Raw genomic sequence first — 17106 nt, 5'->3', positions numbered from 1 at the left:
GACGCGGACGTCGACACCGGAGTCACGCAGCGACAGCGCGTGGGCGTGGCCCTGGCTGCCGTAGCCGATGACCGCGACCTTGCGGCCCTGGATGATGGACAGGTCGGCGTCAGCGTCGTAGAACAGCTCGGCCACTTTGGGTTCTCTCCTTGGTGTGCAGGTTGTGCGTCCCACCGTATGACGGTGAGGGGAAGGGAAGTCTCGGGGTCTCGGCATCCGGGCGGACGGCGTGTCGCCGACCGCCCGGTTTCGGCCGTACTCCAGCTTTACGCGGATCGGTCGAGGGCGCGCAGCGAGCGGTCGGTGATGGAGCGGGCGCCGCGGCCGATCGCGATCGTGCCGGACTGCACCAGTTCCTTGATGCCGAACGGCTCCAGCATCTTGAGCATGGCGGACAGCTTCTCGCTGGATCCGGTGGCCTCGATGGTGACGGCCTCCGGGGAGACGTCCACGGTCTTGGCGCGGAACAGCTGGACGATCTCGACGATCTGGGAACGGGTCTCGTTGTCGGCGCGGACCTTCACCAGGACAAGTTCGCGCTGCACGGCCTGACCGGGCTCCAGCTCGACGATCTTCAGCACGTTGACGAGCTTGTTGAGCTGCTTGGTCACCTGCTCCAGCGGCAGGTCCTCGACGCCCACCACGATGGTGATGCGGGAGATGTCGGGGTGCTCGGTCACGCCGACCGCGAGCGAGTCGATGTTGAAGCCGCGGCGCGAGAACAGCGCGGCGATCCGGGCGAGGATGCCCGGCGTGTTCTCCACCAGGACGGAGAGCGTGTGCTTGGACATGGTCTTTTTACGTCTCTCTCGCTCAGTCGTCTTCGTTGTCGCCGAAGTCGGGGCGGACGTCCCGGGCGGCCATGATCTCGTCGTTGGAGGTGCCGGCGGCGACCATCGGCCACACCATCGCGTCCTCGTGGACGATGAAGTCGATGACGACCGGGCGGTCGTTGATGGAGTTCGCCTCTTCGATGACCTTGTCCAGGTCCTCCGGGCGCTCGCAGCGCAGGCCCACGCAGCCCATCGCCTCGGACAGCTTCACGAAGTCCGGCACGCGCGTGCCCTTGGCCTCCGGGTTGATGTCGTCGGGGCCGCTGTGCAGCACGGTGTTGGAGTAGCGCTGGTTGTAGAACAGGGTCTGCCACTGGCGGACCATTCCGAGGGCGCCGTTGTTGATGATGGCGACCTTGATCGGGATGTTGTTCAGGGCGCAGGTGGTCAGTTCCTGATTGGTCATCTGGAAGCAGCCGTCGCCGTCGATCGCCCAGACGGTGTGGTCCGGCTGTCCGGCCTTGGCGCCCATGGCGGCCGGGACCGCGTAGCCCATGGTTCCGGCGCCGCCGGAGTTCAGCCAGGTGGCGGGCTTGTCGTACTGGATGAAGTGCGCGGCCCACATCTGGTGCTGGCCCACGCCCGCGGCGAAGATCGTGCCCTCGGGCGCGAGTTGGCCGATGCGCTCGATGACCTGCTGCGGGGAGAGCGAGCCGTCCTCGGGCTGGTCGTAGCCGAGCGGGTAGGTGTCGCGCCAGCGGTTCAGGTCGCTCCACCAGGCGGTGTAGTCGCCCTTGTGGCCCTCGCTGTGCTCCTTCTGCACCGCCTGGACCAGGTCGGCGATGACCTCGCGGGCGTCGCCGACGATCGGCACGTCCGCGGCGCGGTTCTTGCCGATCTCGGCCGGGTCGATGTCGGCGTGGACGATCTTGGCGTACGGGGCGAAGCTGTCCAGCTTGCCGGTGACGCGGTCGTCGAAGCGGGCTCCGAGGGCGACGATCAGGTCGGCCTTCTGCAGCGCGGTGACGGCGGTGACCGCACCGTGCATGCCCGGCATTCCCACGTGCAGCGGGTGGCTGTCGGGGAACGCGCCGAGCGCCATCAGGGTGGTGGTGACGGGCGCTCCGGTGAGCTCGGCGAGAACCTTCAGCTCGGCGGTGGCGTGCGCCTTGATGACGCCGCCGCCGACGTAGAGGACGGGCCGCTTGGCGGAGGTGATCAGCTTGGCGGCCTCGCGGATCTGCTTGGCGTGCGGCTTGGTCACCGGGCGGTAGCCGGGCAGGTCCATGGTGGGCGGCCAGGAGAAGGTGGTCTTCGCCTGGAGGGCGTCCTTGGCGATGTCGACCAGGACCGGGCCGGGGCGGCCGGTGGCGGCGATGTGGAACGCCTGCGCGATGATCCGCGGGATGTCCTCGGCCTTGGTGACGAGGAAGTTGTGCTTGGTGATCGGCATGGTGATGCCGACGATGTCCGCCTCCTGGAAGGCGTCCGTGCCGATCGCCTTGGACGCCACCTGACCGGTGATCGCGACCAGCGGGACGGAGTCCATGTGGGCGTCGGCGATCGGCGTGACCAGGTTGGTGGCACCCGGGCCGGAGGTCGCCATGCAGACGCCGACCTTGCCGGTGGCCTGCGCGTAGCCGGTGGCCGCGTGGCCGGCGCCCTGCTCGTGGCGGACCAGCACGTGGCGGACCCTCGTCGAGTCCATCAGCGGGTCGTACGCCGGCAGGATCGCGCCGCCGGGAATGCCGAATACCGTGTCAGCGCCGACCTCCTCGAGGGAGCGGATGAGGGACTGCGCACCCGTGACGTGCTCGACGGGGGCGGACTGCTGTCCTCCGGATCGGGGCCGCGGCTGCGGATGGGCCCCGGTGGCCTGCTCGGTCATCGGCATTCTCTTCTCGATGCTGAGGGTTTTTGCGAGGTTTGTACGGAGTTCACGCGCTGCACGAACGGCACTCGTGCAACAAAAAACCCCTCGTGCCGCAAGGCAAGCGAGGGGAGCGCGCCGGTGAGGTCGCTGGGGTTTCCGGATCGTCCTCCGGTGGGTCCCAGCTCAGCCGACGCGCTGTCCAAGTACGAGAATTCGGGTGCGCATGGCACTGACCCTCCCCCCGACGCGCACCACGTGTCAAGTGGGTGGGACGGGAGTCTCAGAATGTGAACGAAGGGCACTGCCGCCTCCGAAGACAGCCGTAACACCCCCTGTGTACACCCCGGAGCGCCCCTTCGGCTCGCCCACACTCCCCGCGAACGCCGGTTCGGCCGGTGCGTGGGGCACCGGGTAGGGGCCGGATCCGAGCGCCCGGCGCAGCCGGTACTCGTCCAGCGGCCCCGCGAACGCCATGCCCTGCCCGTGCGTGCAGCCCATCGCGCGCAACGCGACGACCTGCTCCGGCAGGTCCACGCCCTCGGCCACGGACTGCAGCCCGAGATCGCCGGCGATCCGCAGCAGACCACTGGTGATCTTGTGCAGCCGCGCGGACTCCACGACGCCCTCGACCAGGCTGCGGTCGAGCTTCAGGATGTCCACCGGGAGCCTTCTGAGGGCGGTGATGGCCGCGTAGCCACTGCCGAAGCCGTCCAGCGCGATCCGCACCCCGAGCCGGCTGAGCGAGGTCAGCCGCCGCTCCAGCTCGTCCAGGGAGACCCTCGGATCGGTGTCGGACAGCTCCAGGAGCAGCGCACCGGGCGGCAGCCCGTGCCGGGTCAGCAGCGCCTCCACGGAGCCCACCGGCATCGAGCGCTCCAGCAGCCGCCGGGCGCTCGTGCGGACGGCCACCGGTACGACGGTCCCGGTCGCGACCCGCTCGGCGGCCTGCTCGACGGCCTCGTGCAGGATCCAGCGGTCCAGCTCGGCGGTCTTGTCGCCGTCCTCGGTCACCCGCAGGAACTCGGCCGGGGTGAACAGCACGCCCTGCGAGGAGCGCCAGCGCGCCTGCGCCGAGACCGCCGTGATCCGGCCGCTCGCCAGGCACACCACCGGCTGGTGCAGCAGGGCGAACTCGCCGTCGTTCAGTGCGGCACGCAGCCGGGTGGCCAGCTCCGCCTTGCGTACGACGTCCTGCTGCATCTGCGGCCTGTACAGCTCGACCCGGCCCTTTCCGGCCGCTTTCGCGCGGTACATCGCGAGGTCGGCGTTGCGCAGCAACTCGCCCGCGCCGAGACCCTGTTCGGCGAAGGCGACGCCGATGGAGGCGTTGACCCTGACGTCGCTGCCGTCGATGGCGTACGGCTGGGAGAGGGTCACCCTGAGGCGGTCGGCGAGCTCCAGGATGTTCCGCTCCCGGGCGGCACGGTCACGGCTGCCGTCCCCGGCGATCAGGGCCGCGAACTCGTCGCCGCCCAGCCGGGAGGCGGTGTCCCCCTGCCGGACCGCGTCCTGGAGTCTGCGGGCGGCCTGGACGAGCAGCTCGTCCCCGGCCTGGTGCCCGATCGTGTCGTTGACGGCCTTGAAGCCGTCCAGGTCGATGAAGAGCACGGCCGTGCCCAGCAGGGCGGCGCCCCGGTCGGTGGCGCGGCGGCCGGACAGGGCCTGCTGCACGCGCCGGGTGAACAGCGCGCGGTTGGGCAGGTCGGTCAGCGGGTCGTGCTCGGCGTTGTGCTGCAGCTGCGCCTGCAGGCGGACACGCTCGGTGACGTCCCGGCTGTTGAAGATCAGGCCGCCGTGGTGACGGTTGACGGTCGACTCGACGTTGAGCCAGCCGCCGTCGCCGGACCGGAAGCGGCATTCGATGCGGGTGGTGGGCTCCTCCAGGGGGCTGGCGGCGAGGAAGCGGCGCACCTCGTGCACCACGCAGCCCAGGTCCTCCGGGTGGATGAGGCCGGCCAGTTCCGTCCCCACCAGTTCCTCGGCGGGGCGGCCGTAGACCCCGGCGGCGGCCGGGGAGACGTACCGCAGGACGCCGTTGGGCGCGGCGATCATGATCACGTCGCTGGAGCCCTGCACCAGGGAGCGGAAGTGGTTCTCCTTCTGCGCCAGTTCCTGGGTCAGGGTGATGTTGTCCAGCAGCATGATGCCCTGCCGGATGACGAGCGCGAGGACGACGGCGCCCGCGGTGATCAGCACGACGTGGTCGGGTCGGCGCCCGTTGAGGACGTTGTACAGGATGCCCAGGGTGCACACGGCGGCGGCGAGGTACGGGGTGAGGGCGGCGAGGGAGCCGGTGAGCGGCCGGCCGGCCGGATACCGGCTGTGATCACCTCCCGGGGCGGACACGGACACGTGGTGGTAGCCGGTGCCGCGCTGTCCGGGCATGTGTTCGTGGACCACGCGCGTGTGCCCGTCCGGTACGTGCGCCTGCTGCGCGCTCTTGCGGCGGGGCGCGGCCCAGGGGGCGTACGCGAGCAGCAGCGAACCGGCGAACCAGCCGGCGTCCAGCAGCTGCCCGGAGCGGTAGCTGCTGTGCAGCAGCGGCGAGGTGAACAGCGCGTCGCACATCACGGTCAGCCCGAGCGCCCCGATCGCCGTGTTCACCGCGGTGCGGTTGCCCGGGGTGCGCCGGAAGTGCAGCGCGAGCCCCATGCTGATCAGCGCGATGTCCAGCATGGGGTACGCCAGCGACAGCGCGGTGTGCGCCACGCTCGGTCCGTCGAGCCGGGCCGCCTGGGCGAGCGCCAGGCTCCAGGACAGGGTGAGCAGCGAGCCGCCGATCAGCCAGGCGTCCAGCGCCAGGCAGATCCAGCCGGCCTTGGTCACCGGCCGCTTGGCGAGCACCAGCAGGCCCACGATGGCAGGCGGCGCGAAGCACAGGAAGAACAGGTCCGCGTAGGAGGGGCTGGGCACCGGCCGGCCGAGGACGACCTCGTACCAGCCCCAGACCGCGTTGCCGAGGGCCGCCATCGCCGAGGACAGGGCGAACAGCAGCCAGGCCGAGCGGAAGCGGACACGGCGCCTGCGGGCGTACAGGAAGCACGAGACCGCGGCGGTGCCCGCCGCGGCGCTCAGCCCGAAGTCGCCCATGATCAGTGCCACTTCGTCCGCACCCCAGTCGAACGCGGCCCCGACGGCGTAGGCCGCGCAGACCAGGGCGAGAACGAGTTGCTCCATCGCGCGCGTGCGTCCACCGGCGGGCGCGCGCCAGGGCGGCGGCGCCTGCTGCGGATGCGAGGCGCGCACCGCCGCGTCGAGGGCGGTCGTCACCGAGGGCGGCGCGCTCACCGGGGCCTCCCGGTCCGCGCCGCTCCCGGGTCCCGACGGTCCCGGTGCGCTGGGTGCGCATGCCTCCTGCGGCCGCTGTGCCTGCGCTGCTGATGGCTGTGATGGCTGGTGTGGTGGCCACGTCTGCGCGCGGCCGTGCGCCAGGGTCGCCGTCGGCGGCTCCGCCGCGTCGGATCGCTCGTCCATAGGCCGTGCATCGCCCGTCGCCCCCTCACAAATCTGAAATGTCCATCCCCGGCGCCGACGGTAGGCGGCGCAGCCCCTTCCGGGACGATACACCAGGATCGTCACTCAGGGACATAGCTTCTCTACGCTCCGTGACGACCAGCGGCGATGCCGGTACGGACCGCATCCGAAGGGTTGCGGAGGGTGTCGGAAACGGATTACGAGCCTGTCGTCAGGATCACGTTGCGCAGGGGCTCGTGGTTCACGAACCGGGTCAACTGGTCGGCGAGCAGCCGCTTGGCGCGCGGCAGGAAGGCGGAGGTGGGCCCGCCCACGTGCGGGGTGATGAGCACGCCGGGGGCCTGCCAGAGCGGGTGTCCGGGCGGCAGCGGCTCGGGGTCGGTGACGTCCAGGGCCGCGGTGATACGGCCGCTCTCCACCTCCGCGAGCAGCGCCTTCGTGTCGACGACGGGGCCGCGCGCCACGTTCACGAGCAGCGCGCCGTCCTTCATCCGCGCGAGGAACTCGGCGTCGGCCAGCCCCCGCGTCTCGTCCGTCAAGGGCGTGGAGAGGATCACGACATCGGCGTGTGGAAGCAATGAAGGCAATTCGGTGAGCGGATGCACCGGACCGCGCGCCGTGGTGCGCTTGGAGCGCGCGACGCGCGCCACCCGCGCGACCTCAAAGGGCGCGAGCCGGTCTTCGATGGCGGCGCCGATCGCGCCGTAGCCGACGATGAGGACGGACTTGTCGGCGAGGGCCGACCGGAACCCGCCGAGCCACTCGCCACGCTCCTGGGCCCGTACGAAGTCCGGGATGCCGCGCAGGGCGGCGAGGACCAGGGTCAGCGTCAGCTCGGCGGTGCTCGCCTCGTGCACCCCGCGCGCGTTGCACAGCCGCACGCCGGGACGCAGGTGGTGCAGGCCCGGCTGCACATGGTCGGTTCCGGCCGACAGCGTCTGTACGACCTCTACGGAGGACATCTCCGGCAGCGGGCGCACACCGACCGCGGCGGGCTTCATGTAGGGGACGACGTAGAAGGAGCAGTCGACCGGGTCGGCCGGGAACTCCTCGCCCCCGTCCCAGAACAGGTACCGGGGCCCCTCGGGCAGCCCCTCGATCTCGTCCGGCGCTATGGGAAGCCACACCTGTGCACTCATGCCATGGAGGCTATGTCAGGCACACGCGCGTGCAGAGGTTAGGTTGGGGTCCGGGCAGAGGGAGGGTCACGGGCAGGTGGAGCGCAGGACGATCGGCGCGGGGGCGCTCGCGGTGGGGGCCGTCGGACTCGGGTGCATGCCGATGAGCTGGGCGTACAGCGGGTCGCGGCAGCGGGGCGACGAATCGCTCAAGGCCGTGCACCGGGCGCTGGACCTGGGCTCGACCCTCCTGGACACGGCGGACATGTACGGCCCGTTCACCAATGAGCTGCTGCTGGGCCGGGTGCTGAAGCAGCGGCGCGCGGACGCCTTCGTCTCCACGAAGGTGGGGCTGCTGGTGGGCGAGCAGCACATCGTGGCCAACGGCCGCCCCGGGTATGTGAAGCGGGCCTGTGACGCCTCCCTGCGCCGCCTCCAGACGGACGTGATCGACCTCTACCAGCTTCACCGCGCCGATCCCGAGGTCCCCGTGGAGGAGACGTGGGGCGCGATGGCCGAGCTGGTGCGGGCCGGCAAGGTGCGGGCGCTGGGCCTGTGCGCGGTGGGCGCGCGCGGCGGCCGCCGCTCCGGGGCGGGGCTGTACGACGGTACGTTGCGCCAGTTGCAACGGGTGCAGCAGGTTTTCCCGGTCGCCGCGGTGGAGGCGGAGCTGTCGGTGTGGTCCCCCGAGGCGCTCCAGGCGCTGCTGCCGTGGTGCGAGGCGCGGGGCGTGGGTTTCCTCGCGGCGATGCCGCTGGGCAACGGCTTCCTGACCGGCACGCTGACTCCCGGCGAGGGCTTCGAACCGGACGACCTGCGGGCCCGCCACCCCCGTTTCACGGCGGAGATGATGGCGGCCAACCAGCCGATCGTCGCGGGCCTGCGCCGCATCGCGCGCCGCCACGGCGAGGACGTCACCCCGGCCCAGGTGGCCCTGGCCTGGGTCCTGGCACAGGGCCGCCATGTGATCGCCCTGCCGGGCACCAAGCAGGAGCGGTGGGCCGTGGAGAACGCGGCGGCCGGCGACCTGCGCCTGACCGGCGAGGACCTCGCGGAGGCGTCGCTGCTGCCGGCGGCTCAGGGGTCTTGGGAGTGATCGGTTGTGCCGGGGCGGGAACCCCGGGCGGGGCGGGCGGTGTATGAGAAGTAGCACGTGCCGCTGGATGACCGCGTCGAAGGGACCGTGATCGTGCAACGACGAGCTGTGTCGGCCGTGTTGGCCGCGGCCGCCCTCCTGCTGACGGCCGGCTGCTCCTCAGACGGAGGAGGGCCCCCTGGCGGCCCCGGGGGGACGACGGCCACGGGTACGGCCCCCTCGCGCCACGCCACGGAGCCGGCACCGCCGGCCAAGGGCTCGGTGAGGGTGCTGCGCACCGTGGTCGACGGCCTGAAGACACCGTGGGGGCTGGCCCCGCTGCCCGGCGGCGGTCTGCTGGTCTCCTCCCGCGACGACGCCACGATCATCCGGATCGACGAGAAGACGGGCCGCAAGACCGAGCTGGGCACGGTGTCGGGGGTCTCCCCGGCCGGCGAGGGCGGTCTGCTGGGCATCGCCCTCTCCCCTGACTACGCGTCGGACCACATGATCTACGCCTACTTCACCTCGGCCTCCGACAACCGCATCGTCCGCATGCTGTACGACGAGCGGAAGCCGCCCGGTGAGCAACTGGGCGCTCCGGACACGGTGTTCAAGGGCATCCCCAAGGGCATCGTCCACAACGGCGGCCGGATCGCGTTCGGCCCGGACGGCATGCTGTACGTGGGCACCGGCGAGAGCGGCGTGCGGGGCCTGGCCCAGGACAAGAAGTCCCTGGGCGGCAAGATCCTGCGCCTGACCCCGGAGGGCGAACCGGCCCCGGGCAACCCCTTCCCCGGCTCCCCGGTGTATTCCTACGGCCACCGCAACGTCCAGGGCCTGGCCTGGGACGACAGACAGCGCCTGTTCGCCTCCGAGTTCGGCCAGGACACCTGGGACGAACTGAACGCGATCAAGCCGGGCGCGAACTACGGCTGGCCGCAGGCCGAGGGCAGGTCCTCCGACACCGCCTTCCAGAACCCGATCGCCCAGTGGCACACCGACGACGCCTCCCCCAGCGGCATCGCCTACGTCAAGGGCGTGATCTGGATGGCGGGCCTGAAGGGCCGGCGCCTGTGGCGCATCCCTCTCCAGGGCACACAGGCCTCGGCGCCACCGCAGGCCCTCCTCACCGGCGAGTACGGCCGGCTGCGCACGGTGGTCGCGGCGGGCGGCGACAAGGTGTGGCTGCTGACGAGCAACACGGACGGCCGGGGCCGACCGGAGAAGGGGGACGACCGGCTGCTGGAACTGGAGGTGAAGTAGCGCCCGCCGAACGGCTCACGCCCCTGCGGTGCCCTCGTCCAGGCTCTCCTCCGCCTCCGTCTGCGCATCGGCCGGCGGCGGTGGGTCCGGCAGGCGAATGACCGCCTTCCCGGAGGCCAGGTCTATCGGGCCCCGGCCGGGGTCGTTGTCGCCCACGTCCTCGCGGGTCAACTCCAGGCGGTTCTGTTCGTCCCGGGTGTGTTTGCGGCCGGGTGCGAAGAGTTCCTCGAAGGCGTTGAACACGACCCCTCCCCCGCTTTCTCCCCCTTGCGGCTTTTCTTCAGCGTAGGTCTCAGCCCGCCGTTCCGGCAGTGAGCGTCTCGGCCGGGAACAGCCCCAGCCGGTGTGCCAGCGCCGCCGCCTCGCCCCGGCCGGAGACGCCGAGCTTGCTGAGGATGTTGGAGACGTGGACGCTCGCGGTCTTCGGGGAGATGAAGAGTTCCTCGGCGATCTGCCGGTTGGTGCGGCCGGCCGAGACCAGGCGCAGGACGTCCCGCTCCCGGCTGGTGAGGCCGAGGGCCGCGGCCGGGTCGGCGGAGGCGAGGGCCTGCCCAGGGGCGCGGGCCAGGGTGAGGCGGGCGCGCTGGGCGAGCCGGGCGACGGTGTCGGCGAGAGAGCGGGCGTCGAGGTGGGCGGCGACGGCGGCGGCCAGCCGGAGCAGTTCCACCGCGCGGTCGCGTTCGTCGTCGCCGCCGGCGGCCAGGAGTGCTCCGGCGAGGCGGTGGCGGACCCGGGCGAGCTCGTAGGGGCGGTCCAGGCACTCGAAGGCGGTGACGACCGGTGACCAGTCGTCGGCGGTGTCCGTGCCCTTCGCGCGGCGCAGTTCGGCGCGGGTCCACTGGTCGTAGGCCTGCCAGAGGGGGGCGCCGGTGGTGAGGTTCCGCATGGCTTCGCCGAGGCGGTCGAGGATCTCGGCGCGGCCCGGCTCGGCGGCGGGCAGGGTGCGGGCCTCGGCCTCCACGGTGGCGGCGGCCCGCAGCAGCGGCCAGCCGTAGCGCTGGGTGCCGGGTGGGAAGCCGTCGTCCAGAACCCGGAGCACTTCGGCGCGGGCGTCGGCGATACGGCCCTCCTCGGCGGCGACGCCGAGGGCGACCCGGGCCAGGGGGAGGGAGAGCTGGGGCATGGGGTCGTGGGTGCCGTAGTGGGCGCGGGCCGCGGCGAGTCGGCGGCTCGCCTCGGCGAGGTCGCCGCGGGCGAGGGCCAGGTGTGCCAGGCGCAGGGCACCCTGGCCCCGGGGCTTGGCGCTGTGACCGACCCGGGTGGCGTGCGTGGCGGTCTCGGCGGCCTCCGCCCAGTCGCCGAGCGAGTAGAGCGCCTCGGAGAGGTTGCCCCGTATCCAGGACTCGGAGTCCGGCAGCCCGTGGGTGCGGGCGAAGGCGATGCCCTCGCGCAGGAGGGGGACGGCCTCCCGGTCGCGGCCGATGCCCTGCAGCTGGGAGGGCAGGTTCACATAGGCCCGGCCCGCGACATGGTGCACGCCCTCCGCGAGGGTGTCCCGCAGCACCTGCCGCATCTCCGTCAAGCCGGTCTCGGTGTCGCCCGCGTCCACCTTGAGGCAGCCGAGGGTGAGGCGGGCGTGGAGTTCGATGTCGCGGGCGCCGACCATGCGCGCGTACTCCACGGCACGCTCGGCGGCGGCGAAGGCGTCGGGGCCGGGCCGGTGCAGCATGGACCAGTTGGCGGCGAGGGCCAGCACCTCGGCGTGCACCTCGGACGGCGGCAGGCCGCGCACCAGGTCCTGGGCGGTGGCCAGTTCCTGCCAGCCGTCGCCGCGGGCCTGGGCCTGGACCAGGCGGGAGCGCTGGATCCAGAACCAGGCGGCGCGCAGGGGGTCCGGCTCGTCCTCCAGCAGGCGCAGCGCCCGCTTGGTGATCTTCAGCGCGCGTTCGCGTTCCCCGCCGAAGCGGCCCGCCACGGCCGCCTCGGCCATCAGGTCGAGATAGCGCAGCGGTGCGGTGGCCGGGTCGCAGCCGCACGGGGGGTAGACCTCGGTGTAGTCGACCGGGCGCAGGGCGGAGCGCACGTCCTTCGGGACGTTGTCCCACAGCTCCATCGCCCGCTCCAGGAGCCTGAGTTGCTCGGTGTAGGCGTGCCGGCGGCGGGCCACGACGGAGGCGTCCAGGACGGCGGGCAGGGCCTTGGCGGCGTCGTGGGCGTGGTACCAGTAGCTGGCCAGGCGCATCACGCGGGCGTCGGCCGGGACGAGCGTGGGATCGGCCTCCAGGACTTCGGCGTAGCGGCGGTTGAGCCGGGAGCGTTCGCCGGGCAGCAGGTCGTCGGCGACGGCCTCGCGGACCAGGGAGTGCCGGAAGCGGTAGCCGTCGCCGGCCGGGGTGACGGTGAGGATGTTGGCGCCGACGGCGGCCCGCAGCGCTTCGATGAGGTCGTCCTCGCCGAGCTGGGCGACGGCGGCGATCAGCCGGTACTCCACGGTGGAGCCGCCCTCGGCGACGACACGGGCGACCCGCTGGGCGCTCTCGGGCAGCGCCTCGACCCGGACCAGGAGCAGGTCGCGCAGGGAGTCGGTGAGGCCGGCGCAGCAGCCGTCGCAGGCGGCGACGGCGAGTTCCTCGACGAAGAAGGCGTTGCCGTCGGAGCGTTCGAAGATCTCGTCGACCTGCGCGGGGTCGGGTTCGGCGGCGAGGATGCCGGCGATCTGGCGGCCCACCTCCTCGCGGGTGAAGCGGGCGAGTTCGATGCGGCGGACGGTGCGCAGCCGGTCGAGTTCGGCGAGCAGGGGGCGCAGCGGATGGCGGCGGTGGATGTCGTCGGAGCGGTAGCTGGCGAGGACGAGGAGCTTGCCCGCGCGCAGGGTGCGGAAGAGGAAGGCGAGGAGGTGGCGGGTGGAGGCGTCGGCCCAGTGCAGGTCCTCCAGGACGAACACGACCACGTGCTCGGCGGCGACCCGCTCCAGCAGCCGGGCGGTGAGTTCGAACAGGCGGGCCATGCCCTGCTCGTCGTGGCGGCCGGCGCCGGCCTCGCCCAGGTCGGGCAGGAGGCGGGCCAGTTCCTCCTCCTGGCCCTGGGCGGCGGCGGCGAACTCCTCGGGCAGGGCGTCGCGCAGGGCGCGCAGCGCGGTGGAGAAGGGCGCGAACGGCAGCCCGTCGGCGCCGATCTCCACACAGCCGCCGACGGCGACGACCGCGTGCCGGCCGGCGGCCGTGGCGAACTCCTCGACGAGGCGGGTCTTGCCGACCCCGGCCTCGCCGCCGAGCAGCAGTGCCTGGGGCTCGCCGGCGCGGGCGCGGGCGAGCGCGTCGTTCAAGGTGTCCAGCTCGTCGGTTCGGCCGACGAACACGGGGCTGACGGACCTGGTCTCCACGGGCCCGAGCATCGCACGAGGCCCGGACGGTGTGGCAGCGGTTTTCCACAGGCCTGGTGCGATCGTCGTACTGATGGGCTGGGTGGTCGTGGCAACGGACGGAAGGGTCGTACGACTGGGGTGGGCAGTCGTACGACCCTGGTCCGGGAGGGCCGGAGGGCGGCCGACCCCCGTACGGCCACCCTCCGTGCCGGCCCCGTCCGCCGGGCCGGTGTTCACGCGGTGCGCGGGACGCGGTGCCGGCGGGGCCGGTCGCTATGGGACTCGGCGGCCGCGCCGTCGTGGCCGGCGGAGCGCTCGCGGCGGGCCGCGCGGCGGGCCCGGGTGACCTCGCGGGCCAGGCGCACCTGCTCGGCCTCGTGGATCAGCTGGGCGGAGCGCATCTTGTGGTACTCGATCTCGATCATGACGTGTCCTTCGAGGAGATTCGGTGTCGTGCGTCGCTTTCTGCGATGCCTCCACCTTCGTCTCCCAGGGGGTGCGCCACATCGGGAGAGTTCCGCATCTTCGGGCGGCGTACGGGCCGCACGCGCGCGTAAGGGGCCTTAGGGAGTCCGTGAGGTGCTCTCGGATTCCCTAAGGCCCCTGGGACCTGCGGGTTCTCAGCCGGTCGAGGGCAGGGCGAGCAGGGCGTCGGAGTACTTCAGGACGGCCAGCAGCAGGCCGATGACGCCGAGCGAGACGCCGGCCCACGCGACCGACTTGATCCAGGGCGCCTGCGGGCGGCCGGGGGCGCCGAAGGCGGGGCGGGCGAGTACGACCACGCCGGTGAGGAGCGCGGCCAGCGCGAACAGGCCGGCCCACAGCGCGGTGCTGTGCCAGGCGTTGCCGTAGACCGCCTTGATCTGGGTGGCGACGCTCGCGGTGGAGGAGGTCCGCAGCTGACCGACGAGCTGCTCACGGGCGCCCGCGATGGTGCCGATCCAGCCACCGCTGAGCGAGACGAAGCCCAGCGCGGCCGAGACGACGGCACCGGCGCCCTGACCGACCCCGGAGGGCGCCTTGCCGCCGACGTCGCCGTCTTCGGCGCCCTCGGCCTGCGCCGCGAGCTCGGCCTCCTCAGTGCCGTCGGCCTCTTCGGCCCCTTCGGCCTCCGGGGAGTCTGCCGACTGCGCCCCACCGGCGGCCACAGCCGCGGACTGCGCTCCCTCGGACTCGGCGGCCCGCCTCTCCCCGGCGGTCCCGGTCGTCTCCCTGGTCTCGTCGTCGCTGCGCGCCTCGGTGTCGGCCGTCGTGCCGGCCTCGGCGCCTTCCTGTGTCTTCGTAGCCATGCCCGGCACCGTACGGACCCTGTCTGAGAGGCGCCTTAATGATCGTTGTGCGCGGTACGCGCGCGTGCCGCACGCCATTCGGGTGCGAGCACCGACCAGATCTCGGTGCTGGTGCGCACGCCCCGGTGCGGGTAGTTCTCGCGGAGCACGCCCTCGTGGGTCATGCCGAGCCGGCGGGCCACGTTGATGCTGGGCTCGTTGGCGGAGGACACCTGCCATTCCACGCGGTGCATGCCGCGCTCCTCGAAGGCCCAGTCCAGCAGCACCCGCATGCCCCGCGTGACCAGCCCGCGCCCGGCCGCCGCCGGCTCCAGCCAGCAGCCGGCCTCGCACACCCCGCTCGGGGTGTCCCACACCCGGAACAGCAGACCGCCGACCAGCTTCCCGTCCAGCCAGATGCCGTGCAGGCCGCCGGCGTCGGCGCCGCGCTTGTCGGCGTAGGACTTCAGGTAGGCGCGGGCGGAGTCCAGGTCGGTGATCACGTCCGGCAGCCCGATGTGCCGGCCGATGAACTCCCGCCCGCGGTCGATGTTGGCGAGGACCTCCTCGGCGTGCCAGACCTCCAGGGGCCGCAGCTCGGCGCCGTCGTCACCCAGGGATATCGCGTACATCGCGCTGCTCTTCCTTCCGCAGATCCTCCACCGAGACGCTGCCGAGCCTCTCATGCGCGGCGCGGCACTCGGGCGGCTCGATGCTGACGCGGGGCAGGCGGCGCTCCAGCCAGGCCGGCAGCCACCAGTTGGCGGCGCCGAGCAGATGCATCAGCGCGGGCACGAGGAGGGTGCGCAGGACGAAGGCGTCCAGGGCGACGGCGGAGGCGAGCGCGATGCCGAACATGGCGATCACGCGGTCGCCGCTGAGGACGAAGGCGAGGAAGACCGAGATCATGATGACCGCGGCGGAGTTGATGACCCGGCTGGTCTCGGCGAGGCCGACCCGGACGGCGCGCCGGTTGTCGCCGGTCTCCAGCCACTCCTCGTACATCCGGCTGACCAGGAAGACCTGGTAGTCCATGGAGAGTCCGAAGAGGACGGAGACCATGATCACGGGGAGGAAGGGCTCGATGGGGCCGGCCCGGCCGAGGCCGAGGAGTTCGCTGCCCCAGCCCCACTGGAAGACGGCGACGACGATGCCGAACGCGGCGGCCACGGCGGCGATGTTCATCACGGCGGCCTTCAGCGGGATGACCAGCGAGCGGAACGCGACGAGCAGCAGCAGACAGCCCAGCCCGATGACCGCGCCGACGAACAGCGGCAGCTTGCCGACGATCACACTCGCGAAATCGTCGTAGCCGGCGGTGACCCCGCCGACCTGGATGTCGAGGGCGGTGCCGGCCTCCGCGCGCGGCAGCACCTTCGTGCGCAGCCGGTGCACGAGGTCGCTGGTGTCCTGGGACTGCGGCGCGGAGTCGGGGACGACGGTGAGGTAGGCGGTGGAGCCGCCGGAGGCGTAGGTGGCCGGGGTGACGGAGGCGACGCCCTTGGTGGCGCGCAGGGTGGTGTCGAGGTTGTCCAGGGCCAGCTCGTCCGCGGCGCCGTCCACGCGCGTCACCAGGGTGAGCGGCCCGTTGACGCCCGGTCCGAAGCCGTCGGCGAGCAGGTCGTAGGCCTGGCGGGTGGTGGAGGTGCGCGGGTCGTTGCCCTGGTCAGAGGTGCCGAGGTGGAGGGAGAGGGTGGGCAGGGCGAGCAGGGCGATGACGGCGACGGCGAGCGAGCCGAGCAGCTTGGGGTGGCGTTCGACGAACGCCGACCAGCGGGCGGCGAGACCGGTGGGCAGTTCCGGGCGCGGCCCGTGCTCGGCGAGCCGGCGCCGCTCGCGGCGGCTGAGGGCCCAGGGTCCGATGTACGACAGCAGGGCGGGCAGCAGGGTGATGGACGCGGCGACGGTGAGCAGGACCGTCAACGAGGCGGCCACGGCGACCCCGTTGAGGAAGCTCAGCCGCAGTATCAGCATCCCCAGCAGGGCGATGCACACCGTCGCACCCGCGAAGACGACCGCGCGTCCGGTGGTGGCCACGGCGTTCACGGCGGCCTCGGTGGCGCTCAGGCCCTGTTTCAGTCCGCGCCGGTGTCTGGTCACGATGAACAGCGCGTAGTCGATGCCGACGCCCAGGCCGATGAGCATGCCGAGCATGGGCGCGAAGTCGGCGACCGTCATGGCGTGTCCGAGCAGCCCGATGCCGGAGTAGGCGGTGCCGACGCCGACCAGGGCGGTGGCGATGGGCAGAGCCGAGGCGGCGAGCGAGCCGAAGGCGAGGAACAGCACGACGGCCGCGACGAGCACGCCGACCACCTCGGCGGTGTGCTCGCGCGGGGACGCGGTGAGCCCTATGGCGCTGCCGCCCAGTTCCACCTGGAGTCGGTCGCTCTCGGCGGCCTTGGCGGTGCTCACCACGGCCTGCGCCTCGGCCTTGCCGATGTGCTCGGCCTCCTGCGTGAAGGTGACGGTGGCGTAGGCGGTGTGTCCGTCGTCGCTGATCCGGTGCGCGCCCTGGCTGCCGTACGGGCCGGTCACGGAGGCCACGCCGGGCAGCGAGGCGATCCGGTCGAGGGTGCGGGTCATGGTCTGCTCGACGTCGGCGGCGCGGACGGTGCCGGTGCCGGTGTGCCAGACGACGGTGTCGCTGTCCCCGCCCAGGCCCGGGAAGCCCTCCTTGAGCAGCTGCGCGGCGCGGCCGGCCTCGGTGCCGGGGACGTCGTAGGCGTTCGAGTACGACGAACCGGCCACGGCGCCGGCCGCGGTGACCCCGCCGAAGGCGAGGAGCCACAGCAGCACGGCCATCAGCCGATGCCGGACACACCAACGGGCGAGGTCTGCCACGGACGTGCCCCCAGAGGATAATTTGTGGATCTTTGACCGGGAACGATCGTCCATAAACCGAACAGCCCGCAAAGAACGAATGAGCAATTGAAGACACTCTTGCAGGCAAAAATG

At 72.2% G+C, this 17106-nt stretch carries 12 protein-coding genes and 1 pseudogene; 2 read left to right on the top strand and 11 right to left on the bottom strand.

The genetic code is table 11. The features are described from left to right. The 5 genes and pseudogenes from ACIBJF_RS30170 to ACIBJF_RS30150 form a co-directional block, all read right to left on the bottom strand. Positions 1-135: pseudogene (locus tag ACIBJF_RS30170) on the bottom strand (ketol-acid reductoisomerase); the annotation flags it as partial. 131 nt (positions 136-266) lie between these two features. After that, the gene (gene ilvN / locus ACIBJF_RS30165) at positions 267-791 is read right to left on the bottom strand and encodes an acetolactate synthase small subunit (RefSeq protein ID WP_055708145.1); all 525 of its coding nucleotides are present in this window, start codon (positions 789-791) and stop codon (positions 267-269) included. A 22-nt stretch (positions 792-813) separates the two neighbouring features. Beyond that, a complete protein-coding gene (locus ACIBJF_RS30160) occupies positions 814-2661 on the bottom strand; it encodes an acetolactate synthase large subunit (RefSeq protein WP_351810250.1) in 1848 nt (615 codons plus the stop codon). Between the two features lie 243 nt (positions 2662-2904). After that, entirely contained in the window at positions 2905-6120 is a 3216-nt protein-coding gene (locus ACIBJF_RS30155) for an EAL domain-containing protein (protein ID WP_399178389.1), read from the bottom strand. A 197-nt stretch (positions 6121-6317) separates the two neighbouring features. After that, complete coding sequence (locus ACIBJF_RS30150; protein WP_399178388.1) at positions 6318-7259, bottom strand: 2-hydroxyacid dehydrogenase; 942 nt, start codon at positions 7257-7259, stop codon at positions 6318-6320. Between the two features lie 76 nt (positions 7260-7335). On the opposite strand from ACIBJF_RS30150, the gene ACIBJF_RS30145 reads away from it, so the two are divergent. After that, on the top strand, positions 7336-8334 hold the full coding sequence (locus ACIBJF_RS30145) for an aldo/keto reductase (RefSeq protein WP_399178386.1): 999 nt from the start codon (positions 7336-7338) through the stop codon (positions 8332-8334). A gap of 108 nt (positions 8335-8442) precedes the next feature. Then, positions 8443-9579 carry a PQQ-dependent sugar dehydrogenase gene (locus ACIBJF_RS30140; RefSeq protein WP_399178395.1) on the top strand — a complete coding sequence of 379 codons (1137 nt, stop codon included), beginning with the start codon at positions 8443-8445 and terminating at the stop codon, positions 9577-9579. A gap of 15 nt (positions 9580-9594) precedes the next feature. Here ACIBJF_RS30140 and ACIBJF_RS30135 read toward each other — a convergent pair whose 3' ends face one another. The 6 genes from ACIBJF_RS30135 to ACIBJF_RS30110 form a co-directional block, all read right to left on the bottom strand. Next, positions 9595-9822: a DUF6191 domain-containing protein gene (locus tag ACIBJF_RS30135; protein WP_399178384.1), complete on the bottom strand. Its 228-nt coding sequence runs from the start codon at positions 9820-9822 to the stop codon at positions 9595-9597. Positions 9823-9871: 49 nt separating this feature from the next. After that, the gene (locus ACIBJF_RS30130; protein ID WP_399178382.1) at positions 9872-12913 is read right to left on the bottom strand and encodes an AAA family ATPase; all 3042 of its coding nucleotides are present in this window, start codon (positions 12911-12913) and stop codon (positions 9872-9874) included. A gap of 203 nt (positions 12914-13116) precedes the next feature. Then, positions 13117-13308: a hypothetical protein gene (locus ACIBJF_RS30125; RefSeq protein WP_399178381.1), complete on the bottom strand. Its 192-nt coding sequence runs from the start codon at positions 13306-13308 to the stop codon at positions 13117-13119. Positions 13309-13503: 195 nt separating this feature from the next. Beyond that, positions 13504-14172 (bottom strand): hypothetical protein, encoded by a 669-nt coding sequence (locus tag ACIBJF_RS30120; RefSeq protein WP_399178379.1) that lies wholly within the window; start codon positions 14170-14172, stop codon positions 13504-13506. A 35-nt stretch (positions 14173-14207) separates the two neighbouring features. Next, positions 14208-14783: a GNAT family N-acetyltransferase gene (locus ACIBJF_RS30115; RefSeq protein WP_399178377.1), complete on the bottom strand. Its 576-nt coding sequence runs from the start codon at positions 14781-14783 to the stop codon at positions 14208-14210. Next, entirely contained in the window at positions 14761-16992 is a 2232-nt protein-coding gene (locus tag ACIBJF_RS30110) for an MMPL family transporter (protein WP_399178375.1), read from the bottom strand. Before ACIBJF_RS30110 ends, ACIBJF_RS30115 begins: the two co-directional genes overlap by 23 nt. Positions 16993-17106 lie beyond the last annotated feature (114 nt).

The organism is Streptomyces sp. NPDC050743 (assembly GCF_044456925.1).
In the GTDB taxonomy this organism is placed as follows: Bacteria; Actinomycetota; Actinomycetes; order Streptomycetales; family Streptomycetaceae; genus Streptomyces.
The sequence above is the reverse complement of the archived record's forward strand: the minus strand, read 5'-3'. Positions and strand labels throughout refer to the sequence as shown.